General features: G+C 32.4%; 26 protein-coding genes. All 26 read right to left on the reverse strand.

Annotated features, from left to right (window positions below; all coding sequences use genetic code 11):
• Positions 1-3 precede the first annotated feature (3 nt).
• Positions 4-579: a glycerol-3-phosphate 1-O-acyltransferase PlsY gene (gene plsY, locus QNH69_RS06495; protein WP_282929695.1), complete on the reverse strand. Its 576-nt coding sequence runs from the start codon at positions 577-579 to the stop codon at positions 4-6.
• Positions 576-1,895 (reverse strand): ribosome biogenesis GTPase Der, encoded by a 1,320-nt coding sequence (gene der / locus QNH69_RS06500; RefSeq protein ID WP_282929696.1) that lies wholly within the window; start codon positions 1,893-1,895, stop codon positions 576-578. The genes plsY and der overlap by 4 nt, the downstream gene beginning before the upstream one ends.
• Positions 1,896-1,897: 2 nt before the next feature.
• Entirely contained in the window at positions 1,898-3,133 is a 1,236-nt protein-coding gene (glyA, locus tag QNH69_RS06505) for a serine hydroxymethyltransferase (protein ID WP_282929697.1), read from the reverse strand.
• On the reverse strand, positions 3,133-3,549 hold the full coding sequence (locus QNH69_RS06510; protein WP_282929698.1) for a SoxR reducing system RseC family protein: 417 nt from the start codon (positions 3,547-3,549) through the stop codon (positions 3,133-3,135). The genes glyA and QNH69_RS06510 overlap by 1 nt, the downstream gene beginning before the upstream one ends.
• Positions 3,533-5,305 (reverse strand): aspartate--tRNA ligase, encoded by a 1,773-nt coding sequence (gene aspS, locus QNH69_RS06515; RefSeq protein WP_282929699.1) that lies wholly within the window; start codon positions 5,303-5,305, stop codon positions 3,533-3,535. The genes QNH69_RS06510 and aspS overlap by 17 nt, the downstream gene beginning before the upstream one ends.
• Positions 5,306-5,314: 9 nt before the next feature.
• Entirely contained in the window at positions 5,315-5,917 is a 603-nt protein-coding gene (locus QNH69_RS06520) for an MBL fold metallo-hydrolase (protein ID WP_282929700.1), read from the reverse strand.
• Positions 5,918-6,367, reverse strand: a complete 450-nt coding sequence (gene dtd, locus QNH69_RS06525; protein ID WP_282929701.1) for a D-aminoacyl-tRNA deacylase — start codon at positions 6,365-6,367, stop codon at positions 5,918-5,920.
• Positions 6,367-8,556 (reverse strand): bifunctional (p)ppGpp synthetase/guanosine-3',5'-bis(diphosphate) 3'-pyrophosphohydrolase, encoded by a 2,190-nt coding sequence (locus QNH69_RS06530; protein WP_282929702.1) that lies wholly within the window; start codon positions 8,554-8,556, stop codon positions 6,367-6,369. The genes dtd and QNH69_RS06530 overlap by 1 nt, the downstream gene beginning before the upstream one ends.
• A 6-nt stretch (positions 8,557-8,562) precedes the next feature.
• The gene (recJ, locus tag QNH69_RS06535) at positions 8,563-10,293 is read right to left on the reverse strand and encodes a single-stranded-DNA-specific exonuclease RecJ (RefSeq protein WP_282929703.1); all 1,731 of its coding nucleotides are present in this window, start codon (positions 10,291-10,293) and stop codon (positions 8,563-8,565) included.
• Between the two features lie 73 nt (positions 10,294-10,366).
• The gene (locus QNH69_RS06540; protein WP_282929704.1) at positions 10,367-10,627 is read right to left on the reverse strand and encodes a preprotein translocase subunit YajC; all 261 of its coding nucleotides are present in this window, start codon (positions 10,625-10,627) and stop codon (positions 10,367-10,369) included.
• Positions 10,624-11,745 (reverse strand): tRNA guanosine(34) transglycosylase Tgt, encoded by a 1,122-nt coding sequence (gene tgt, locus QNH69_RS06545; protein ID WP_282929705.1) that lies wholly within the window; start codon positions 11,743-11,745, stop codon positions 10,624-10,626. The genes QNH69_RS06540 and tgt overlap by 4 nt, the downstream gene beginning before the upstream one ends.
• A gap of 8 nt (positions 11,746-11,753) precedes the next feature.
• The gene (gene queA / locus QNH69_RS06550; RefSeq protein ID WP_282929706.1) at positions 11,754-12,776 is read right to left on the reverse strand and encodes a tRNA preQ1(34) S-adenosylmethionine ribosyltransferase-isomerase QueA; all 1,023 of its coding nucleotides are present in this window, start codon (positions 12,774-12,776) and stop codon (positions 11,754-11,756) included.
• Complete coding sequence (gene ruvB, locus QNH69_RS06555) at positions 12,777-13,784, reverse strand: Holliday junction branch migration DNA helicase RuvB (RefSeq protein WP_044566253.1); 1,008 nt, start codon at positions 13,782-13,784, stop codon at positions 12,777-12,779.
• A gap of 9 nt (positions 13,785-13,793) precedes the next feature.
• Positions 13,794-14,384 (reverse strand): Holliday junction branch migration protein RuvA, encoded by a 591-nt coding sequence (gene ruvA / locus QNH69_RS06560; protein WP_282929707.1) that lies wholly within the window; start codon positions 14,382-14,384, stop codon positions 13,794-13,796.
• Positions 14,384-14,878 (reverse strand): crossover junction endodeoxyribonuclease RuvC, encoded by a 495-nt coding sequence (gene ruvC / locus QNH69_RS06565; RefSeq protein ID WP_044566255.1) that lies wholly within the window; start codon positions 14,876-14,878, stop codon positions 14,384-14,386. Before ruvC ends, ruvA begins: the two co-directional genes overlap by 1 nt.
• Positions 14,879-14,912: 34 nt before the next feature.
• A complete protein-coding gene (locus QNH69_RS06570) occupies positions 14,913-15,632 on the reverse strand; it encodes a hypothetical protein (protein ID WP_230197739.1) in 720 nt (239 codons plus the stop codon).
• Positions 15,633-15,813: 181 nt separating this feature from the next.
• The gene (locus QNH69_RS06575; RefSeq protein WP_282929708.1) at positions 15,814-16,557 is read right to left on the reverse strand and encodes an HAD-IB family hydrolase; all 744 of its coding nucleotides are present in this window, start codon (positions 16,555-16,557) and stop codon (positions 15,814-15,816) included.
• A gap of 11 nt (positions 16,558-16,568) precedes the next feature.
• Positions 16,569-17,117 (reverse strand): hypothetical protein, encoded by a 549-nt coding sequence (locus QNH69_RS06580; RefSeq protein WP_282929709.1) that lies wholly within the window; start codon positions 17,115-17,117, stop codon positions 16,569-16,571.
• A 10-nt stretch (positions 17,118-17,127) separates the two neighbouring features.
• Positions 17,128-17,598 (reverse strand): YfcE family phosphodiesterase, encoded by a 471-nt coding sequence (locus tag QNH69_RS06585; RefSeq protein WP_282929710.1) that lies wholly within the window; start codon positions 17,596-17,598, stop codon positions 17,128-17,130.
• Positions 17,595-18,170 (reverse strand): RdgB/HAM1 family non-canonical purine NTP pyrophosphatase, encoded by a 576-nt coding sequence (gene rdgB, locus QNH69_RS06590; protein WP_282929711.1) that lies wholly within the window; start codon positions 18,168-18,170, stop codon positions 17,595-17,597. The genes QNH69_RS06585 and rdgB overlap by 4 nt, the downstream gene beginning before the upstream one ends.
• Before the next feature lie 47 nt (positions 18,171-18,217).
• Positions 18,218-19,699, reverse strand: coding sequence for a hypothetical protein (locus tag QNH69_RS06595; protein ID WP_282929712.1), 1,482 nt, complete (start codon positions 19,697-19,699; stop codon positions 18,218-18,220).
• Positions 19,683-21,125, reverse strand: a complete 1,443-nt coding sequence (locus QNH69_RS06600) for a HAMP domain-containing sensor histidine kinase (protein ID WP_282929713.1) — start codon at positions 21,123-21,125, stop codon at positions 19,683-19,685. Before QNH69_RS06600 ends, QNH69_RS06595 begins: the two co-directional genes overlap by 17 nt.
• On the reverse strand, positions 21,116-21,814 hold the full coding sequence (locus QNH69_RS06605; protein WP_044566259.1) for a response regulator transcription factor: 699 nt from the start codon (positions 21,812-21,814) through the stop codon (positions 21,116-21,118). The genes QNH69_RS06600 and QNH69_RS06605 overlap by 10 nt, the downstream gene beginning before the upstream one ends.
• Positions 21,804-22,706, reverse strand: a complete 903-nt coding sequence (locus tag QNH69_RS06610) for an ROK family protein (protein ID WP_282929714.1) — start codon at positions 22,704-22,706, stop codon at positions 21,804-21,806. The genes QNH69_RS06605 and QNH69_RS06610 overlap by 11 nt, the downstream gene beginning before the upstream one ends.
• Positions 22,707-22,715: 9 nt before the next feature.
• Entirely contained in the window at positions 22,716-23,672 is a 957-nt protein-coding gene (locus QNH69_RS06615) for an RluA family pseudouridine synthase (protein ID WP_282929715.1), read from the reverse strand.
• A 1-nt stretch (position 23,673) separates the two neighbouring features.
• Positions 23,674-24,216, reverse strand: a complete 543-nt coding sequence (locus tag QNH69_RS06620) for a DUF6648 family protein (RefSeq protein WP_326544528.1) — start codon at positions 24,214-24,216, stop codon at positions 23,674-23,676.
• Positions 24,217-24,220 lie beyond the last annotated feature (4 nt).

The raw sequence follows: 24,220 nt of genomic DNA on the forward strand, positions 1-24,220 counted from the left end.
AGTTTACCTTATCTTTGATTCCTCTCTATTAATAATTCTCTTAATATTTGACTTGTGTTTATAAATAATTAACAAACATACAAGTATTAAAGTCCAGAAAAGCTTACTTGGGTAATAGTTGATGTAAGCTAGTACCATAACGCTAATGGCTCCAAGTATTGATCCAAGTGAAACCATCTTACTTATTACAACAGTCAATATAAATACTATTAGCCCAATGATTAGAATCATTGGATTTACAAATAACATTGCACCTGCAGAGGTAGCCACGCCTTTACCAGCTTTAAATTTAAGAAATACACTGTACATGTGGCCTATAACTACTAGGAGAAATCCTACACACATACCATCATAACCAGCTAATTTCCCACCAATAAAAACTGCTAAATAACCTTTTAGCATATCAAGTATTAGTGTAATTATTGCTGGTTTCTTGCCATAGTTTCTTAAAACATTTGTAGATCCCACATTACCTGAACCTAGGGTTCTAATGTCTGATTTGTGAAAATACTTACCAATTATATAGCCATTTGGTATAGAACCCAAAAGATATGCTATTAAGCCAACTAGGAAAATCATTTGTCAGATCCTCTCTCTTTTAATATGAAGCTAAATGGTACCCCTGTCAGATTATAATTACTTCTTATTTGATTTTCTAAATATCTCATATAAGAAAAATGCATCAAATCTCTATCGTTTATAGATAACATAAATTTTGGAGGTGCCACATCTACTTGAGACATATAAAATATTTTCAATCTCTTACCCTTATCTTGAGGTGGTTGGTTTAGCATTATTGCATCTTGTAAAATTGTATTTAAGACGCCTGTACTAATTCTAGTATTGTAGTTGTTGTCAACTACTTCAATCATATCCAATAAGTTGTCTATTCTTTGAATTTTGAGTACTGATACAAAGACTACTGGTGCATATGAAGCAAATGATAATGATTTTCTAATATCTGCTTCCATCTGCCTCATGGTATTAGTATCTTTATCTACTAAATCCCATTTATTAACTACAATTATCATAGCTTTTCTATTATTGTGAGCATATCCTGCTATTTTTGTATCTTGTTCTGTAACACCTACAGTTGCATCTATAAGAAATATACATATATCAGCGCTATCTACAGCATCAAATGTTCTTTGATTGGCATAAAACTCTATGTTTTCTCTAACTTTGCTTTTTTTTCTCAGACCTGCCGTATCGATTAATACATAGTTGTGATCATTGTAAGACCAATAGGAATCAACAGCATCTCTTGTAGTACCAGCTACATTAGTTACAATCATCCTGTCTTCATCAAGCAAAAGATTAACCAAGGAAGATTTGCCAGCATTTGGTTTTCCTATAATAGCTATCCTTGTTTCATCTTCTATTGCTTCAAAAGATGAAAAATCAATATGATCAACTATAAGATCTAGCAAATCACCAAGACCCTTTGATTGTTCTGCAGAAATGATAGCCAAATCGTCAAAACCAAATGTATAGAAATCATAAATATCATCAGGTACTTTTTGACCGTCTATTTTGTTTGCAACAATTATGATTGGTTTGTTATATCTTCTAATAACATCAGCAATTTCTTTATCATATGGACTTAGGCCAAATCTACCATCAACTACGAACAATATTAGATCAGTTTCGAGTAAGGCTTTTTCAACTTGTGATTTAATCTCTTGATTCATCATTTCTTTATTTGAAATATCAAGACCACCAGTATCCACTAGGGTAAATTCATTTCCTTGCCATTCGACCCTATCTACAATACGGTCTCTAGTTACACCACTAATATCTTCAGTGATGGATTTTCTTTTGCCGACAAGTCTATTAAAAAGTGTACTTTTTCCTACATTAGTTCTTCCAACTAATGTTACTATTGGCATAGCCATAATTAACTCCTATAAACAGGAAATTGTGCTGTTAGATCGAGAACTTCTTTCCTTATATTTTCGATACTATCTTTTCTTTCAAGTGTTCTAGCGATTAACTCTACAATTTTCCTTGCTTGATCTTCTTTCATACCCCTAGTTGTAATGGCAGCTGTACCTACCCTTAGACCGCTTGTTACCATAGGTGAAAGCTTCTCATTTGGGATAGTATTTTTGTTTGTAGTTATACATACTTTATCAAGAAGATTTTGCGCATCTTTTCCTGTAATATCTTTGTTTGTCAAATCTAAAAGCAATAAGTGGTTGTCAGTACCGTCAGAAATCATTTTGAAATCATGGTCTCTAAAAGCTTCTTCCATAGCTTTTGCATTTCTCTTGATTTGCTTAGCATAATCTTTCCATGATGGATCAAGATTTTGCTTAAATCCTAGAGCTTTTGCCAAGATGATGTGTTCAAGAGGTCCGCCTTGAAGACCAGGAAAAACTGCCTTATCAATTGCCTTAGCATATTCTTTTTTGCATAGGATAATTCCCGATCTTGGTCCCCTAAGTGTTTTGTGAGTAGTAGAAGTAACCACATCACAATATGGAATCGGATCCATATGTTCTCCAGCTACTACAAGGCCAGCTATATGAGCAACATCAGCCATTAATAAGGCACCTACTTCATCCGCTATTTCCCTAAACTTTTTAAAGTCAATTTCGCGTGGATAGGCACTTGCACCACATACTATAAGTTTTGGCTTAACTTCTTTTGCTTTTTCTAATACTTTATCGTAATCTATTCTTCCTGTTTGATGGTCTACTCCATAGTGATGAAAGTCGTATAATTTACCAGAAAAGTTGACGGCTGAACCATGAGTTAAGTGTCCACCTTCTGTCAAATCCATAGCCAAAACCTTATCTCCAGGATTTATAAGTGCAAAATATGCTGCAATATTAGCATTTGCACCAGAGTGAGCTTGTACATTGGCATGGTCTGCCCCAAATAATTCTTTAGCTCGATCTATAGCTAGTTGTTCGATAACATCGATATTTTCACAACCCCCATAGTATCTTTTATCTGGTAGACCTTCTGCATATTTGTTTGTAAGTACTGAGCCACAAGCCTCAAGAATTTCCTTGCTGACATAGTTTTCTGAGGCAATTAGTTCTATGTTTTCTTCTTGCCTTTGAACTTCCTTTGTCAGTGCTTGATAGGCCTTAGGGTCGAATTCTTTTATAAGTTCATAGTCCATTATATTTTCCTCACTTTCATAACATTATCGTCTTTTATTTTTCTATCTATGCATTTAACTATGAAAAATGATAAAGCCATAAATATGACAATTGATAAAAGTGTCAATAAGTTTAAATCCAATCCTTTATCTTTCAATAATAGATTAGGTAATAGTGCTCCTAATATCATCAAAATAACTGGCAAAATATAAACATACATAGAATACTTAGTTATATCTGAAGACTTGCTTTCAATAAGAATTCTATCTCCTTTTTTGATATCATCAGCAGAAAATATCTCTATTATAGTTTCAGATTTTTGGCCACATGAGCCTTTGGCAGCACATGCTCCGCAGGCTTCATTTCTAGCAATACTTACAGTAAGGTTACCATTGTTATTTTCAAGGACAGTGCCTTCTTTAATCATTGTCGCCATTAGATTCACCCCTTATAGAAATTTGTAATACATCTAAGGCTGCCTCATCAACTTTTGTTGGTGCTTCACTTAGTGGACAAGATGCTGATTGAGTTTTTGGGAAAGCAATAACATCTTTTATATTATCGGTTTTTGCAAATAACATCAACAATCTATCAAGTCCATAAGCAAGACCTGCATGAGGAGGAGTACCGTATTTTAGAGCTTCGATAAAGAAACCAAATTTCTTTTTGATATCTTCATCCGTAAGTTTAAGAGCTTCAAATACTTCTTTTTGTAAATCAGAATTGTTAATTCTTACAGAGCCTCCGCCCATCTCATCACCATTAATAACAATATCGTAGGCTTGAGTTCTTACCTTTTCTGGATGTGTTTTTAGTAGTGGTATATCTTCTTCGTTTGGCATAGTGAATGGATGGTGTTGAGCAACATATCTATCTTCTTCTTCACTGTATTCAAACATTGGGAAGTTTACTACCCAAGTTAGGGCATAATCTTTTTCATAAAGTTCATTGTCCTTAGCAACCTTATTTCTCAAAGCACCAAGACCTTCAAGAACTGTTTTATCTTTATCAGCTGCAATCAAAACTAAATCATTATCTTCCATCTCTAGTTTTTCTACCATTTTATTTAAGATATCGTCAGTTAAGAATTTAGAAATTGAAGAGTTAATCTCTTCTCCGTATTTGATATAAGAAAGACCAGCTAAACCATAATCTTTTACAAAATCAGTAAGTTTATCAAGTTGTTTTCTTGAGTATTTATCTGCAATGTTCTTAAAGTTTATTGCTCTAACAGATTTTCCATCGCTTGTATTATTTGCAAATACTTTAAAGTCGCTATCTTTCCAAATTTCAGATATATCGTTAATCTTATATCCAAATCTTAAGTCTGGTTTATCTGAACCATATGAATTCATAGCTTCGCTATAGTCCATTCTAGGGATAGGAAGTTTTAAATCATAATCAGTATATTTATCAAACAATTCCTTTAAGAGACCTTCATTTACTGCTATTACATCATCTTGTTTTGCAAATGATAGTTCCATATCTACTTGGGTAAATTCAGGTTGCCTGTTTGCCCTTAGATCTTCGTCCCTGAAACATTTTACAACTTGAAAATACCTATCAAGAGATCCAATCATCAGGATTTGTTTAAATAATTGTGGTGATTGTGGTAGGGCATAAAACTCACCTGGTTCTAGACGAGATGGAACTATGTAGTCCCTTGCACCTTCTGGAGTAGGTTTGGTTAAAAATGGTGTCTCAACTTCAGTAAAGTCGTTGTTATACATGTACTCTCTAATAGTTCTAATAATATCTGATCTTAATTTAAGATTTCTTTGAACAGAAGGTTTTCTCATATCCAAGTATCTATATTTTAATCTAAGATTCTCTGCTACATCATCGTCATCTTTTATATATATTGGTGGTGTGTTTGCCTTATCTAAGATATTAATTTTACTTGCTACAATTTCTATATTGCCTGTTGGAATATCAGGGTTTTTGCTCTCACGTTCACGAACACTTCCCTTTACCTCTACAACATATTCACTGCCTAAGTGGCTTGCAATATCATGGTTAGCTTCATCATCTTCTCTTACTACTACTTGGCTGATACCTGTCTTATCTCTTAGGTCGAAAAATACAAGAGATCCTAGATTTCTTTTTTTTGCGACCCATCCCATTAGAACAACTTCTTGACCAATATTTTCTTCTCTTAATTGTCCACACATGTGGCTTCTTTTAAATTCCATTATTACTCCTTATATTAAAAACGGATTATTCATAAATTCAAATTCTAGTGTAGTTTCGTTTCCATGTCCTGAATATACAATTGTATTTTTGTCTAGATTACTATATTTATTTTTTATAGATTCTATTATTGTTTGATAATCTCCTCCTGGAAAATCAGTCCTACCTATAGACATATTAAATAAGGTATCCCCAGAAAAAAGAACGTTACCTAATTTATAGCTAGTTGAATCTAAAGAGTGGCCTGGTGTTTTTAAAACTTTTATTTCAAAGTCTTTTATTATCTCACCATCTTCCAAATAATAATCTATTGGCACATGAAGATTTGGATAATCAAAGCCTAGATTGTACATCTTATCATTTGCAATCTCTTTAGCTTCACTAGCCGCATAGACTTTCGCATTATACTTATTCTTATAGAAATCTAATCCCAAGACATGGTCAAAGTGGGTATGAGTTTGTAAAATAAAATCTATTTTAATGTTATTTTCTGATATATAATCACAAACTTCCTTGCTTTGATCAACAGCATCTACAATAAATCCGTGACCATTTTCACTAACAACATATAAGTTTGTCATGACAGGCCCTAAGATAAATCTTCTAATCTCCATCTAAAATGTCCTCTCACTATCAAGTAGTATTGTTACAGGGCCATCGTTAATTAGAGAAACTTCCATATGCGCTTGGAATTTTCCTGTCTCTACCTTAAAACCATCAGCTATTAGCTCATCTTTTAGAAGCTGATAGTATTGATTAGCCTTGTCAGGTCCTGCAGATTGTGTAAAGCTAGGTCTGTTACCCTTTCTCACATCTCCATAAAGTGTAAATTGGGAAACCAGCAAAATTTCTCCACCAACATCTTTGATAGAAAGATTCATCTTACCTTCTTCATCTTCAAATACTCTTAAGTTTTCAATTTTTCTCTTAATATAGGCTAAGTCTTCTTTAGTATCAGTATCTTTTACTGCTAGAAGTACTAAATATCCTTCTTTAATCTCTCCTATTAATTCATTATCAACTGTCACATTTGAATTTTTAACTTTTTGAATTACTGCTCTCATTAATTATTCACCCTGTATACACTGTACAAAGCCGAAATCGACTTTAGTTTACTCATTACATCATCAAGTTGGTCAATGCTATTTACTTCTACAGACAAGTCAATAACTCCTTCGTTATTGTCATTTACTCTAGCATTCATGCCAACAATATTGACATTTAATGCTGACAAAATCTTACTTACATCAAAAATCACTGAAGGAGAATTATTTGATATAAGTTGGATTTTTACTGGGAACTTATCTGTTTCATCATTTTGCCAATACACATCAATCAATCTTTCTGGATGACGGTTATTTATAATGTTTGGACAAGATTTTGTATGGACAGATATGCCATTTCCCATAGTTATAAAACCAATGATTGGATCCCCAGGAACTGGAGTACAACATTTTGCAAACTTGACTTCAATATCATCTTCTAAGTCAGAAACTTTAACTTCACCCTTAAATGTTTTGCTAGGATTTGCCCCTTTGTTAATATTTAAGGATTCGTTTAAATCAGTTTCTTTCTTTTCACTTTCTTTTTCCTTTTTAATAAGTTTTTGAATTACCTGTTCACTAGTAATTCTACCATAACCAACTGCTGCATACATTTCATCTTCGCCAGGAAAACCTAATTCACTTGAGATTTCATCTATCCACTCATCTTTTAATAATGACTTATATCCACTTCTATTCTTTTTGATATCTCTTATTATTTGGTTTCTGCCAGTTTCAATGTTTTCTTCTTTATCATTTCTTTTGAAGAATTGTTTGATTTTGCTTTTGGCTTGGGAACTTTTAACAATATTTAGCCAGTCTCTACTTGGTCCAGCTGAGTTTTTAGATGTTAAGATCTCAACAACATCACCGGTTTTAAGCTTATGAGCTACTGGTACAATGGAACCATTTACCTTAGCACCAATACATTTATTCCCAACTTCTGTATGAACCTTATAGGCAAAGTCTATGGTACAAGATCCTAAAGGTAGGGAATATATTTCTCCAGCTGGCGAATAAACATAAATTTCCCTAGAGAAAAAGTCTGTTTTGAGAGTTTCCATAAACTGTTGGCTGTCTATATCTGCGGCGCCATCTCTCTGCCATTCCATGATTCTTCTTAGAAATTCCATGGCAGAGTCAAACTCGGTTTCTTTTTTGTTATTTTCCTTATATCTCCAGTGAGCAGCAACCCCATATTCACATTCTTTATGCATTTGACGGGTTCTAATTTGGACTTCAAAAGGTTTGGAATCTTCACCGAAAACTGTTGTATGCAATGACCTATAACCATTTGGTTTAGGTTGTCCAATATAATCCTTTATCCTATTTGGAATAGGTCTCCACAAAGAATGGACTTTTCCTAAGACCTCATAACATTCAGCAATTGTATCAACTAAAACTCTTACTGCGGTAAGGTCGTAAATCTCCTCAAAAACTATGTTATTTCGATTCATTTTTTTATAAATGGAGTAAAGAGATTTTGGTCTACCAGATATTTCATAATTAATCTTACTATCTTTGAGACTATCAGTAAGAGTTTCGATTATTTCATTTATGTAGGCTTCCCTCTCTCTTCTCTTACTTGCTACCATCTCTGCAAGTTCATAGTATTTCTCTGGTTCTTGGTATCTGAAACATAAATCTTCCAATTCCCATTTGATAGAATAAATACCAAGCCTGTGAGCAAGTGGGACATATATTTCAATGGTCTCTGTAGCAGTTTGGATTTGTTTTTCACGAGTCTTGTATTCCAAAGTTCTCATATTGTGAAGTCTATCTGCTAGTTTTATAAGTACAACCCTAACATCATTACTCATGGCCATTACCATTTTCCTAATGTTTTCAGCTTGTTTTTCTTCCCTTGATGAATAATTTAGATTTTTAAGTTTGGTAACACCTTCTACTAAGAAAGTAATCTCTTCACCAAATTCTTCTTTCATCTGATCATAGGTTATAGGAGTATCTTCTAAGACATCGTGCATTAGCCCAGCGCATATAGTCTGGTCATCAAGTTTCATATTAGAAATAGTCTTAGCTACGGCAATTGGATGGATAAAATAATCTTCACCAGAATTTCTCTTTTGTCCCCTATGATTTACTTCACCAAAATAATAGGCTTTTTTTATCAAAGCTATATCAGCATTGGGATTATTTTCTAGTATTAATTTTTCAAAAATTTCATATTCTTTATCAAAATCAGTTGTCATATCAGCTCACCTAATATCAACCAGTCTAAGTTGTAGAGTTCTGTTGCCCCTAAATTCATTAATATCAGGGTAGTAAACTATATCAATCTTGTTGCCAGTAATATTCTTTCCAAATTTATTAACTAAGTAATTTGCTGTATCTATAGCATTAAACTTAATAGCATTTACTATAATATCATTTTTCCTTAAGGATAATTTCAAGGTATTTTTATTTTTACCAATCATGGCAATACTTTCAATAATAACAGCCTTGTCGGCAAATATAGGTTTCTCAAAATCTTTGCCAAAGGGTTTTAAATTATTTAAAGATTCTGCAAATTCTAATGAAAGCTTATCAATAGAAATTGCAGTATCAATATTAATAACTTTCTCCTTATCTTTTTTGGTCATTTTTGAATTTTCATTTAGAAATTTTCTAAAATCATCAATTTTAGAAACTTCAACCGATAATCCACAAGCCATCTTGTGACCTCCAAAAGACTCTAAATTATCCTTATACTTATAGCAAGCTTCGTGGATATCAAAACTTTCTATTGACCTGCCTGAACCTTTTGCAATATTTTCTTTAAGTGAATTTGTTAATACAATGGTAGGCCTATAATATTTTTCCTTAATCCTACCTGCAACTATTCCACATATGGATTCATTAATGGATGGTTCATAGACTACAATTACGTCATTATCTTGATAGTTATTTTTTTCTATAATCTCAATACATTTATCAAGGCCTTCTTCAGTAAGATTTTTTCTTTCGACATTTAATGAAACTAATTCTTTTGCTATTTCATATATCCTGTCTATATCTTCTTCCATCAATAATTCTATTGCAAGTTTAGCTGAAGCAAGTCTTCCTGTTGCATTCATAGTTGGCCCTATGATAAAGCCAAGTGTATATTCATCAATGGGTTTATGCCAATTCATTTCATCCAAAATAGCCTTTATCCCAATTTTTTCTGTGTAATTTAATCTCTTTAACCCTTCTATGACAAAAATACGATTTTCATCAGTCAGAGAAACAATATCACAGACAGTTCCCATTGCAACATATTCTAGTAGGCTTGCCAAATATTCAAAGTCACCACCAATTTTTTGATACAAGGCCTGAATTAATTTGAAACAAACACCTGCACCACACAAATCTTTAAAGGGGTATGAGCTATCAATTCTTTTGGGGTTGATAACAGCATCGGCCTCTGGTAGTTTCTGAGCTTGCCACTCTCCATCTGTAGATGTTTCTATCTCATGGTGATCGGTGACTATAACGTTAATATCTGCTTTTTTAAGACTATCAACCTGATCAAAACCTGTTATACCATTATCACAAGTAATTATTAATGAAACGCCATCTGTTATTGCTTTTTCGACCATTCCATCGCTCATACCATAGCCGTCTTCAACCCTGTGTGGAATATCGTAGGACAAATTATCATAAAAATATAAAAATCCATCAAGCAAGGTCATTACAGATGCAATTCCATCTTGATCGTAGTCTCCAAATATACGAATTTCTCCACCATTTTGCATAGTTTCTATAATAAGACTTACAGCCTTATCCATATCTGCAAGTAAAAACGGGTCGTGCAATTTTCCTAAATCAGGATTTACAAACATTTCCACTGTCTCTTTGTTCGTAATATCTCTATTAGCTAAAATTAAGGCTTGTAGTTTTGTAATATCCTTATTTTTTAAATTTTCTAAATAATTTGATTTTTTGTTATAGATAAACCAATTTGCCATTGCATCACCCTTCCGTACTATAAAAACTATACCTTTTTGCTTAGATATATAAAGAAATAAGGCCATAATGGCCTTAGCTTATAATATTTGATATTTCTTTTTTTAGAAGCCTAATATATGAATGATTGTCAACTGAGCCTGTAATTAAAATCACATCTTCACCATCTATTTTGACAACTTCTCCAACTATACCTTTATCTGTAGTTACTTTTGAACCTATTTCTAGATTATTTTCTATAAATTCTCTATTTTTCTTTTTTTTAATTTCAGATTTTATACTTGTTTCATAAAATCCCAATGCAAGGATGGCAAGTATTAAGTATTCTAATCTCATAGGTATCCATATTTTTTGTAAAACTCTTCTTTGTATTCCAAAAACTTATCTTCCATTATAGCTTGTCTAATATTTTCGCAAAGTTTTAATAAGAAATACAGGTTGTGATAACTTAGTAATCTTGCTCCAAGAATTTCATTTACATTTACCAAATGTCTTAGATAAGCCCTGCTATAATTTTTGCAAGTATAGCAATCACATTCATGGTCGAGAGGAGTGAAGTCATCCTTGAAAGATGCGTTTTTTACAACTAATCTACCTTCTGAAGTTAGGGCCGTGCCATGTCTTGCCATTCTTGTTGGAAGTACACAATCGGCCATATCAATACCCGCTTGATAGGATTCGAATAGATAATCTGGAGTCCCAACCCCCATATTGTATCTTGGCTTATCTTCTGGTAAAAGTGGTGTAGTAAAGTTTAGAATATCTATCATTTCTTCCTTTGTTTCACCTACTGATAGGCCACCAATTGAAAATCCATCAAAATCCATTGCTGTAGTTTCGATAACAGACTTTTCCCTTAAATCTTTGAACATACCGCCTTGAACAATACCAAAAAGAGATTGATCTTTGTGAGAATGTTCTTTATGATAATCTAAGCCTCTCTTGGCCCATCTTATGGTTCGCTCCATAGATTGTTTAACATAGTCATAGTCTGCCCTTGCATCTACACATTCATCAAAACTCATCATAATGTCAGAATGAATGTCATTTTGTATTTCTATAGATTTTTCTGGGGTAAAAAAATGTTTAGACCCATCAATATGACTCCTAAATTCCACTCCATTTTCATTTATCTTTCTCATGTCAGATAGTGAGAAAACTTGAAATCCACCAGAATCTGTAAGTATTGGCCTATCCCAGTTCATAAACTTATGTAGGCCACCTGCTTGTCTCATAATTTCCATGCCAGGTTTTAGGTAAAGGTGATAGGTATTGCCAAGGATGATTTTTGCATCCATTTCCTTTAATTCTTCCACAGTCATTGTCTTTACAGTGCCAAGAGTCCCTACTGGCATAAAGATTGGAGTAGGTATGTCTCCATGTTCAGTGTGGATTACTCCTACCCTTGCATTGGAATACTTGTCTTTTTTTATTAATTCATATTTTAAAGCCATATTACTCCTTAGTGAATAAACATCGCATCGCCAAAGCTAAAGAATCTGTATTTGTTATCGACAGCGTATTTATAGGTATCTAAAATCATTTCTCTTGATGTAAATGCTGCTACTAGCATAACTAGGGTTGATTTTGGCAAGTGGAAATTAGTAATAAAGGCATCTACCACCTTATATTCAAATCCTGGGTAGATAAATATATCTGTCCAGCCAGAATCCTCAGTAATCTTGCCACATTTTTTATAAACTGATTCTAGGGTTCTAATACTTGTTGTACCAGTTGCTATAACCCTATGTCCAGATTCGCGTGCCTCATTTATAATATCTGCAGTTTCTTTGGATAAAGTGTAAAACTCGCTGTGCATTTTGTGTTCACTTACATCTTCTACACTTACTGGTCTAAAAGTTCCAAGCCCTACATCTAGTGTAAGATAGGCAAGCTTGATGCCCTTTTCTTCAATCTGTTTTAATAAATCTTTTGTAAAGTGAAGGCCAGCTGTTGGGGCTGCTACAGATCCTGGATTTTTTGAATATACTGTTTGATATTCTTCTGGTTCTTTTAACTCCTCTTTAATGTATGGAGGCAAAGGAACATTTCCAAGTTTATCCAGAATTTCATTAAAAATTCCTTCGTAAGAGAACTCAATAATCCTATTACCGTCTTCTTTTATATCTTTGACCTGACCAGATAAATCTTCTGAAAATATAATTTTTGTACCAATCTTCATTTTCTTACCAGGACGAACCAGGCATTCCCAAGTTTTACCCTCTGTATTACGGAGTAAAAACACCTCTATAGACTCTTCTTTGTCCTCTCTATGGCCAAAAAGCCTAGCAGGTATAACCCTAGTATCATTCATTACTAGAACGTCTCCAGGATTTAAATAATCAATAATATCATAGAAGTACTTATCACTAACTTCTCCAGTTTCTCTATCTAAAACCAGAAGTCTTGCGTGGTCTCTTTTTTCTGCTGGGTGTTGGGCTATTAATTCTTCTGGTAAGTAGTAATCAAAATCGTCTGTTTTCATCTATTCCTCGTATCTTAGTCCATAATGTTCATAAGCTTTTCTAGTTAAGACTCTTCCTCTTGGAGTCCTAGTTAAAAATCCAATTTGAAGCAAATATGGTTCGTAAACATCTTCTATTGTAACATTTTCTATGCCTGTTGAGGCTGCTATTGTATCTATACCAACGGGACCACCATTAAAATTGCTATACATGATAAGAACTATCTTTTTATCCATAGGATCTAGTCCCATTTCATCAATTTCTAGTAGTTTAAGACCCTCCATGCTAGTTTCATGGTCAATTATGTGATCTTTTTTTACAATAGCGTAGTCTCTTACTCTTTTTAATAATCTATTTGCAATTCTAGGCGTACCCCTAGATCTTTTTGCAATCTCATAAGCACCTTCATCATCAATTTCTATATCTAAAATATTTGCCGATCTTTTAATAATTGTTGTTAGATCTTCAGCTGTGTAAAGATTTAATGAGAGCATTACCCCAAATCTATCTCTAAGTGGTGCAGAAAGCATACCAGATCTAGTAGTCGCTCCTATTAGTGTAAATTTTTCCAAGTCAATCCTAATAGATTGGGCATTTGGACCCTTGCCTACAATAATATCTAGTACAAAATCTTCCATAGCGGAATATAAGATTTCTTCAACAGACCTATTGATCCTATGAATTTCATCTATGAATAAGACATCACCATAGGATAGGTTGGTAAGTATACTTGCAAGATCTGATGGCCTTTCTATAGCTGGTCCACTTGTTACCCTTATATTTACACCTAATTCATTAGCTATAATGGTTGAAAGTGTAGTTTTTCCCAAACCTGGTGGTCCTTGCAAAAGAACGTGGTCAAGTGGTTCCTTCCTTGATAAGGACGACTCTATGAAAATTTCTAGTTTTTCCTTGGCTTTATCTTGACCTATGTATTCACTTAGCCATTTTGGTCTGATAGAGTTTTCGTTAGTTAGATCTTCCTTTAGCTCGTTTGATCCAACTATTCTTTCGTTTTCATCGTACATTAAATTCCCCTATATAAGTCTTTTTAGACTCTCTTTTACAAGTTCTTCCAATGATAAATCCATATCCTTAAGTTCTAACAAGACATTATTGATGTCATTTTGCGCATATCCTAGGTTTACTAAAGCTTCTTTAGCTACATCAAAGTCTTCATTAGTGTAAGTTATTACTTTTGATGGACTTGTATTATCTTCAATAGGCATCTTTTTAACCTTATCCATAAGCTCTAGAATTATCCTACTGGCTGTTTTCTTACCAATACCTTTGGCTATGGTAAGCTTATCTATATCACTATTTACAATAGCTAATTTTATATCATTTACTCCCATAGATGAGAGAATACCAATAGCATTTTTCGGTCCTATTGAAGAAACTGATGTTAATAGTAAAAACATTTCTAGTTCTTCCTTGGAATAAAAACCATACAAACTCATATCATCTTCTCTTACTTGTAATGACGTATATATCTTATATTCGTTATTTAATTCTAGTAGTGCAAGTGTTGATAAGGAAGATTTGATAAGATAACCCATTTGATTATTTTCTAATACAAAATCTTCTTCGCTTATACTTCTCACATCTCCAATTATATATGCTATCATCAGTTCATCCTAAAGTTTTCTTTAAATCTCTGGCTTAAAGCATGACAAAGAGCAACAGATAGGGCATCTGCTGCATCGTCTGGCTTTGGTATTTCTTTCAAATTTAAGAGAGTAGTTACTGTCTTTTGCATTTGCATTTTGCTGGCCCTTCCATAGCCCGTTATGGCTTGTTTGATTTGCAGCGGTGTGTACTCAAAAATAGGAAGACTATTTTCCTGGGCACATAATATTTGTATACCTCTAGCATGACCAACTGTTATGGCAGTCTTTACATTTTGGTTGAAGAATAATTCTTCAATTGCAAACTCATCTGGCTTATGCTCTAGTATAATTTCATTTAAATTGTTATACAAAATACTAAGCCTTTCTGGAGTTTTTGTTTTGCTAGATGTTGTAACTACACCATTTTCTATTACTTTAACCTTATTTCCATCAAATTCAACCACGCCATAACCCATGATTGCAATCCCTGGATCTATACCTAATATTTTCATAATTCTAATAAGTAAAAAAGAGCTTATATAAGCTCTATTGATATCTTTCTAATACTTCTCTAATAAGTCCCCTAAAATAATACTCTGCATAAACGTCTACTATTGATTTATACAAATATGAAAGGGACTTATCGTAAATCTTTCTCGTCTGATTTAAGGTAATATCTTCAGTATATATAAAATTACTTGTATCAAACCTTAGCTGCTTGTGAGTGCTTTGGTCTATGTTTAATATACTAGATCTAATTTTCAAATCGCAAAATTTACCCATATTGGCCTTTAGATTTGAAACTAGTCTTTTGTCAGTGTAGATATTGTCCTTAAAGTTTTCTCCAATTTCTCTAACTTTTGGATCATTTTTGCTAGAATAGTAGGAGAAATTGCGCATCATATAGGATACACCAAAACATTCGATAAGTTCATATTCCAAATTGTCTACCATCTTTTTATCTCTAAAGGCCCTGTATTGAGCCTTGATGGATATAAGATATTCATATCTATTAATATCAGCCGTGATAGAAGCTTCAAGATAGTCTATGATTTGATCGATGTTTGATAGATCCCAAAAGTATTTTTTGAGATTTTTCATAACATAGTCTTTAACATAGTAATCATTTTTGGAAAATTTTACGAAATTTTTATCATATAATAAAGACATAAGAGTGTTTAATGAATATACATCTTCATTTATCAAAAAATTGTATTCAAGTTTTTCAATTATAGGATATTGTTCACTAAACTGTGCCTTCATCATTTTTTTACCTCGTTATACTATTTTATCATAGATGAGCTTATATTTATTTAGATATATTTATAGCTAAAATAAATAAAGCTAAATTATTAGTAATAATATACGTTTAAATCTAATTTTTGCATATAATACTATTGATTTAGCCTATAAGATTTTTAAAATAAAATTTTATTCATTATAAAATTTAAAACTTTTTGAAGATTACATTCAAATCAGAAAGATGAAAACTATAGTTAACATCTTTTCTTTCTATATCTATAACTGTCTTTGCTTTTAAATCTTCATCCATAAAAAGTTTATCAATAAGTTCGTAAGATGGATTAATGGCATGGGGATTGCCAACTAGCTGAAACATTGTTATATCACCATTAGTATCTCCATAAGCATAAGAACTATCCAAATCCAAATTATATCTTTTGGTTAGATCCATCACAGCACCAAGCTTGCTACGGCCATCCCACATTGGTCTAACCTTGCCTGTAAACTTATCATCAGCATCAAATTCATATTTGGTTGCTATAGATTCGTCTGCCCCATAGATATGGGCAAATTGGTTTACAAGAAATTCTGGCGATCCAGATATAAAGAAAATTTTATAACCATTATTTTTGTGAAAGTCTACTGCCTTTTTTGTTGTCATGTATACTTTGTTTTTATTCTTTTCTATAACTATATCGGAATATTTGTTGATGGTATCTTTATCTATGCCAACTAATTTTTGTTGGTAGACCAAGCTTGCCTTATCAAGGTAATCTTCATAGGCTCCTAGCCTATTTTGATATTTTTCAAAAAGTGGACCTATTTCTTGGCTCCAAGCAGATTCTGGAATAATACCATCAGCTGTTAATAACAAAAAATGTTCTATCAACAAACTATTTCTAAACAAAGTTCCATCAATATCAAAAAATGCAGCCTTATCTCTCTTCACAATAGCTCCTCTTATTTATCTTTAGCCTCAAAAGTTTGTTTTTTACTTTTTGAGGAATTATCTATTCTTTTAGCTTTTACATTATTTTTTGTATTTATCTTTTTTGTAACATACTTGATTTCTTGCTCTTTGCCTTTAACTTTTGGTCTTTTTTTCTTAGCAACTCTAGTCTTATGAGATTTATTAGTTCTAATTGGCTTATCTTCTTTGGCTGATTTTTCATCTTTTTGATTTGATAATTCCATTTCAGATGTTTGCTTTCTGATGGAAACTATTAAATCAATTATAAAGCATGTAAAAAGTCCTACAAGGGCTGCTGTCCCCAAAAATACAGCTATCCATGATAAATCTAAACCCCTTGCAGAAGTAAACTGTCTTAAGCCGCTAAGAAGTATAATTAAAGCAGCCACTCCCAAGCACAGGGATGGTATATACTTGATGATTTTTTTCTTATTTAAGAAATGTATAAGGATTGTAATTATTATATTCATCACTACTATTATTGGTAAAATATTTAGTTTTGATGAGTGTTGACTTATTAAATTGATTATGCCTGACATTGACTCTCCTTTATACACTTATTCTTTTTATATCTATATTGTCATCTTCTATATTCATTATCAAGAATCCAGGATTATTATCTCTTGGCAAAAAAATTGTTCCTGGATTTAGTATCAGTATATGATCTATATACTTGTTTACATAAACATGGGTATGGCCATGGATTATAATGTTACACTTATTTTCTTTTGCTTTTTCTATAAGCTTATCATAAGTATAATCAACACCATACCTGTGACCATGACTTAAAAAAATCCTCTGATTTTCTATATCAATTATTTTATCATAAGATTCATTTGAGAAAAAATCATTATTTCCCTTTACTACATAATAGGATATGTCGGTTTCATAGTGGATGTTTTCAACATCTTCAACTCCATCTCCGGCATGTATTAAAAGATCAATATATCCATTCTCCAAAATATAATCGCTAATTAGCCCATAGTTTCCGTGGGTGTCCGATGTAACTAAAACTTTCATATGTGCTCTTTATAAAATTTGACAAAGCTTTCAATAGCTTTGGATCTATGAGATATTTGGTTAATCTCTTTTTCTGTCATCTGACCTAAGGTTCTATCAGACCCCTTTGGTAAGAATATCTGATCGTAGCCAAATTCAAATTGACCAATTTCTTCCTTAGTTATTGTACCTTCAAGTATGCCCTCAAAGTAATAATCTTTTCCATTTTCATCAATATAGCAAACAAGGGTCTTAAAATATGCATCTCTATTGTCTTTATCTTTAAGTTCTGATAGTAGTTTATCCCTATTATCCTTATAGGTCGCATTTTCTCCTGCATACCTATGAGCATATATGCCAGGTCTATTATCCAAGGCTTCTACAAATAGTCCTGTGTCGTCAGATATAGTCGGTACCTTAGCTAAATCAAAATAAGTTTTTGCTTTTTTATACGCGTTTTCTTTTAGACTTTTCCCATCTTCCACTACATCTATATCATTTAAATCAAAGTCTTTTGGTGACTTCAAATTATCAATCATTAGTTCTACTTGTTTTAATTTATCTATGTTTCCCGTTGCGAATAATAGGGTCATATTTGCTCCTTTTATAATAACATTTTAGCTTATCTCTTTCAATGAATTTAATTACTTTCTATAATTTTGTTGTTGTTTACAAATGCTTGATTTAAGGTATCGGCATTTTGTCCACTTTGTTGATCTATTGAAATAAATGCGGTTGAATTTGGTGTTGGTATAGAGAAAAGTGGTTCCTTTTCTATATTTCCATTATCAATCTTATGGATTAATATCTCATCTGCACTTTGAATTACTATATAATTACCATTGTTTAATATATGATAATCTATAAATTGATTGTTTATGTTTCTTACTTGGTCCCTGGTAATATTAGTATTGTTTTGTGTATCTTCTTCTACATAATTTCTCATTGGAATCTGGGTAGCTGCTTTTAGCAAGCTATTTTCAGTATATATAGATGTTTGGCTAACCCAAGATCCCGAATCTCTTACCAAACCAAAGTTTGTACTATCAATTTTAATATCAGATGGCTCTATCTTAGAGTCAAGGTTGGTAGCTTCATTTACTACCATATATTCAAATTGCTCATAGGCATCCTTATCACCAGTAAACTCATCTATAGTAATTAGTCTATTATCTTCCAATTCATTTGTAGCCACAAAGCCATATTTGGTGATTGTATTGTCAAATAGCTGTCTTTGGTAAGAAAATGATATATAATTTTTGTCGACAAAGCTTAGTCTTATGTTCATATCAAAGTCTTTAAAAGAATACCTATCTAGATTAGTCTGATCATCCATCTTTTCTTCTAGCCTGACTGGAAAGGCCTCGATATTATCATATAGACCACTTAGAGTACTTTTCTTGCTTCTAACTTTCCAAAATTCATCTTGACCACGCAAAAATATATCATTGGCTTTAAGATATTTGATGTCTTTATCTTTTGGTATCTTGATTAGATAAGTATAGTAGTTGTACTCCACTTGCTTGTTTGATAGATCTGTTCTTTCCCTTACTCCAAGGAGTAAAGATGTATCCTCCTTGGTGGCTGAATCGTGACTTTCATGGTCTCTATCATCTTTGGCAATTTCTTCGTAAGAAATTATTATATCATCGCTTACATCATCAGAAACCTTGGATAGGTAAACTAAATTATTATCAGCTATATAAAATATTTCTTCATCACTTCTTTTAACAAAATCCCTTGAAAAGAACTGCCCCTCTGATGCATTTACCACTACGACATTTTCATTTATATCAATATTATCAAATGAATACCCCTTGTTTTCTAGGTACTTATTAAGGTTTACATATTTTGAGCTAAAGGATGGTGGATAAGCATATTCCTTGTTTATAGCAACAAGGTCTTTGTTGATATAAAGCCTATCTCCAATTTCTGGAGGCTTAGTATTACTTACACCAGTAATTTCTTCGACTTTGGTAACTTGCCATGTTCCTTCAAGAATTGGCGACGTAAGTTCAGGTGTTACTATCAAATCATTTAGCTCTTCTGGTGAATTCTTATTGCAGGCCGATATAATTATTCCAATAACGAATAAACAAAATATTTTAATTGTCTTTTTCATCATTTAACCTCGGAATTTCTACAATAACTGATGTACCAGATCCATACTTGCTTTTAATAATCATATTACCATCATGTGCCTTAATAATCTCTTCACATATAGAAAGACCAAGACCGGTTTGGGATTTGGAAGAAGAGCCTTTATAAAACTTACTAGCGACATATGCTATTTCGTCTTCTTTTATTCCTTCACCATCATCAGTAATACTTATAGATATTTTATCTTTATTAACTTCAATTAATATATCAATATTGCCATCCTTGTCGGTAAATTTGATTGCATTGTCGATAATGTTTATAAAGACTTCTTTCATTCTATTTTTATCTGCATATACCATAAGTGTTTTATAAACTGTGGTGAAAGTAAAATTTATACCCTCATTATTGGCTCTAGGACTTAGCTGGGTGTGAACTTCTTTTACAAGTTCTACTATATCTATATTATTCTTATCATATTTAAATTTGCTTGATTGAAGTCTTGAGAAGTCTAGGAGATCTTCCACCATCATAGAAAGTCTATCACCTTCACTTTCGATTATGCTTAGCCCTTGATTGAGCATATCTCTATCGCTTTGAATCTCTTTTGATTGAAGAGTAATAGCCCAACCTTTAATGGATGTAAGCGGTGTTCTAAGTTCATGAGATACTGAAGATATAAATTCATTTTTCATATCCTCTCTTCTAACTATATTTTCACTCATAAAATTAAGGGTTCGGCCTAGTTTTGAAAGCTCATCTTTGCCTGTGACCTCTGCTTTGGCATCAAAATCACCCTTTGCTAACTTTTCTGATACATCAATTAACTTTAATATAGGCTCAACCAACTTTTTAGAAGCAACAAGGGATAGGAAGTAAGCTCCTATTAGAACAAAAATTCCAAATAAAAAATAAAAAAACATATCAGCTTTAACTTTTTTCTTTACCTTGTTTAATGATGAAGTTAGTCTTAGAATTCCAGCTTGTTGATCATTTACCATTAAGGGATAGCTAATAGATAGTACTTCTTCTTTAGTTTTCTCATTGTAGGACTTATAAATACCCTGTTTACCCTCTTTTGAGGAAAGGACATCAGCTTTCATTAACTGGGATCCTACTTCATCAGATGCTTGAGAATCAAACAAAACTATGCCAGAATTGTCTAGTATTTGAACTTGGCTTACATTTCCTCTGTAAAAGGCGTTTTTGTCTCCAATTATAATATCTGACAAGTCATACTTATTTGTGTAATTGTCAAATATAAGTTGATTAATCTTTGCCTGGTTTAGCATTGAGCCTATAAGGTTTTGCTTGTAGTAATTTTGGATACTATTGTAGGCAAATATTTCAAAGCCAATTACAACAGTAAGTACAAAAAACATTATAAATCTAATAATTGTTGACCTGTATGAATTATTAATATTTATATTATAATTATTTTTTATTTCCATCTATAACCTGTTCCCCAGACGGTTTCTATATATTGAGGTTTTGCTGGGTCTTCTTCTATTTTTGATCTTATTCTTCTTATGTTTACATCAACTATTTTTGTATCATTGCTATAATTCTCACCCCAAGTTTGAGCCATAATCTCATCACGAGTCATAGCCTTGCCTTTGGATTCTATGAAGTTCTTAAGGATAGCAAACTCTGTTGGTGTCACATCTATTTCTTTGTCATTCTTATAGAAAGTTTTTGCATATATATCTAGGGTAAAAGGTCCATCAGAAATAGAGTTTCGTTCTTTTTTATCCTCGACTACTTCTGTTAAGTTGACCCTTCTCATCAAAGATCTAACCCTGAGTATTAACTCCTGTGGATTAAATGGTTTGATGATATAATCATCTGCTCCTCTTTCAAGGCCTAAAATTTTATCTATATCTTGACTCTTGGCAGAAACCATGATTATACCAACCTTTGGAGATTTTTCCCTTATAGCCTGGCAAACTTCATAACCTGATATTCCTGGAAGCATTACATCAAGTATAGCTACAGCTGGATTTTCCTCCTCAAAAACCTTTATAGCTTCTTCTCCTGTTGCAGCCTCACAAGTTTGGTATCCTTGATACTCCAAATTTATCTTCATAAATTGTCTTATTGAACTTTCATCATCAAGGATTAAAACCTTATTATTTTCCATTGCTCATCCTTTCAAAGGCAATTTTCCCAGCACCTATTACTCCTGCATCATTTAAGAATTTAGCTGGTATAACACTTATATTTAGGGTGTTGTTACAATAATCATTGAATTTTTCAATCATTCCATCCCACCAAACTTCTTTGGAGTTGATAACTCCACCACCAATTACTATGACCTCTGGATCAAAGATATTTCTTAGACTTGTCAAATAATAAGCTAAGTTAGTCTGATAAGTTTCAAGAACTTCCATAGCCTTTGGATCTTCATTAACTCTAGATAATATTTCTTCACCAGTCAAATCTTTTCCAGTAAGTTTTTTGTAAGTTTTTCCTAGAGCTGTTCCTGCACAGTATGCTTCTGCACATCCATGTTGGCCACATGTACAATAATCTCCGCCTGGATATAATATCATATGTCCAAGCTCTGCTCCTTGGAAGTGGGAACCTGATAATAGTCCACCTTTTTCGTTATATACTGCACCACCTAGACCTGTACCAAGTGTTATCATTACTATATCTTTGGCATTTTGGGCTGCTCCAATCCACTTTTCTGCAACTAAGGCAATATTTGCATCATTTTCTACAAATACTGGTATATCTACAAATGCTTCTACTGCTTCTTTTAAGTTAAGTCCAGTCCAGCCGTCTATGTTTCCTGCAAATGTTACGATTCCATTTTCTGAATCTATAAAACCAGGAGTTCCTATACCAATAGCCTTGGCTTGTTTAAAATCAAGACCGTATATTGCCTTTCTAATATTTGATAAAACGGCATCTCTACCTTTTTTTGCTTCTGTTTCTATACTGTTTCTCTCAACGATATTGCCGTCTTTGTCAATTAGACATGCATTAATTTTTGTACCACCTAAGTCTATTCCTATTACTTTATCCATTAAATTCTCCTACATTTTAAATAGTGCACTCTTCAATTTTTCTATATCATCGATTCTTTTTGACTTGAAAGTTTTACCTTTAAGATAGTCTAGATTGTCTACTTGGTCGAATCTAACCTTATAAGCTAGTAAAACTTGATTATTTACATCAAATTTCTCGCTTACAAGTTCATTAGTCTTCCTGTCCCCATATTTCCTATCACCTATAATTGGAGTTCCATTCTTCTTTAGAGAATATCTAATCTGATGGGTTTTACCTGTTATAAGCTCACACTCTAGCAATGTATACTTATGATTAGATTCTATTGGTCTAAAATTTGTTATAATCCTCGACCCATCTTTGGCTGATTTAATCTTATTTTTACTTTCATTTTTTGATATTCTTGTATCAATGGTAAAAGCTTCTTTGATTTCGCCTTTTACTATGGTTAGATAATATTTTGAAATTTTATTTTCTCTAATGGCTTTATTTAGACTTCTTAAAGCATTTGCATTTTTTGCACCAATGATAAGCCCTGCTGTATTTCTATCAAGCCTATTTACTACTGCTGGATTAAAGGTCCTGTCAGTCTTGTCAACTTGATTTGTCTTATACAAATATGACAACATATAATCTACCAAATTATGACCATAATCTTCCTTTGTAGAAGAATGAGTCAATAATCCAGGCTCCTTATCCATAATTATAATGTTCTTATCTTCATAAACTATATCTAGATTAAAATCACTTGCCTTAAAATCAGTCTTAGTAAGCCATTTATTATAGTTTTCATCAGATATATACATCTTTATATTATCGTTTTCGTAGACGTAATCATCTGCTTTGGCCCTCTTATCATTTATTTTAAAGTTCTTCTTTCTGATATTTTTTTGTATTACAGATAATGGAGCATTTTCAAAGTATTTCCTTAAAAAACGATCGAACCTTTGGTTGCCTTGGTTTTTGTTTAATATTATTTCAATCATACTAGTAAGATTTATTCACATAAGAATCAATAAGTGATGGTCTTAAAGACTCATCAAAGACATGGTTTTCTCTAAGTTTTTTAAGTAAAACTTTGGATTTAGAATGTAGTATAACCTTATCTATAGATTTTATATTTATCTCAAAAATTACACCTCTTAGTCTCCTAGATTTTAAGTCAATAAAATAGCTTTCAACATTTTCATAATTAATCATTTCTAATAATCTCATTGTAGCTATATCTTTGAGATAATAATAGTTTTCTCTTTGATTTATTAACCTAATATAATTCTTCTTCTTTTTGTCCAAATGACTTATTTTGTTTGCCTCTATATTTACTTTTTTTGCCAAAAGATTGTAGTATTGGTAATTGTACAAGGCTTGGCTTATAGAAGTAATTGTTGAAAAAGGTTTCAAATCTAGTTTATTTATGTAATTTAAGTTTGTGTTTAAGAAAGACTCTTTATCGAGTTTTGATTCTTCTAATAAATCTATGCTTTCCTTTCTAAATGTCTCAAATGACTTTAGCTTTTCTTTCTCATTCATAATA

The organism is Anaerococcus sp. Marseille-Q7828, from assembly GCF_949769285.1.
Lineage (GTDB): Bacteria > Bacillota > Clostridia > Tissierellales > Peptoniphilaceae > Anaerococcus.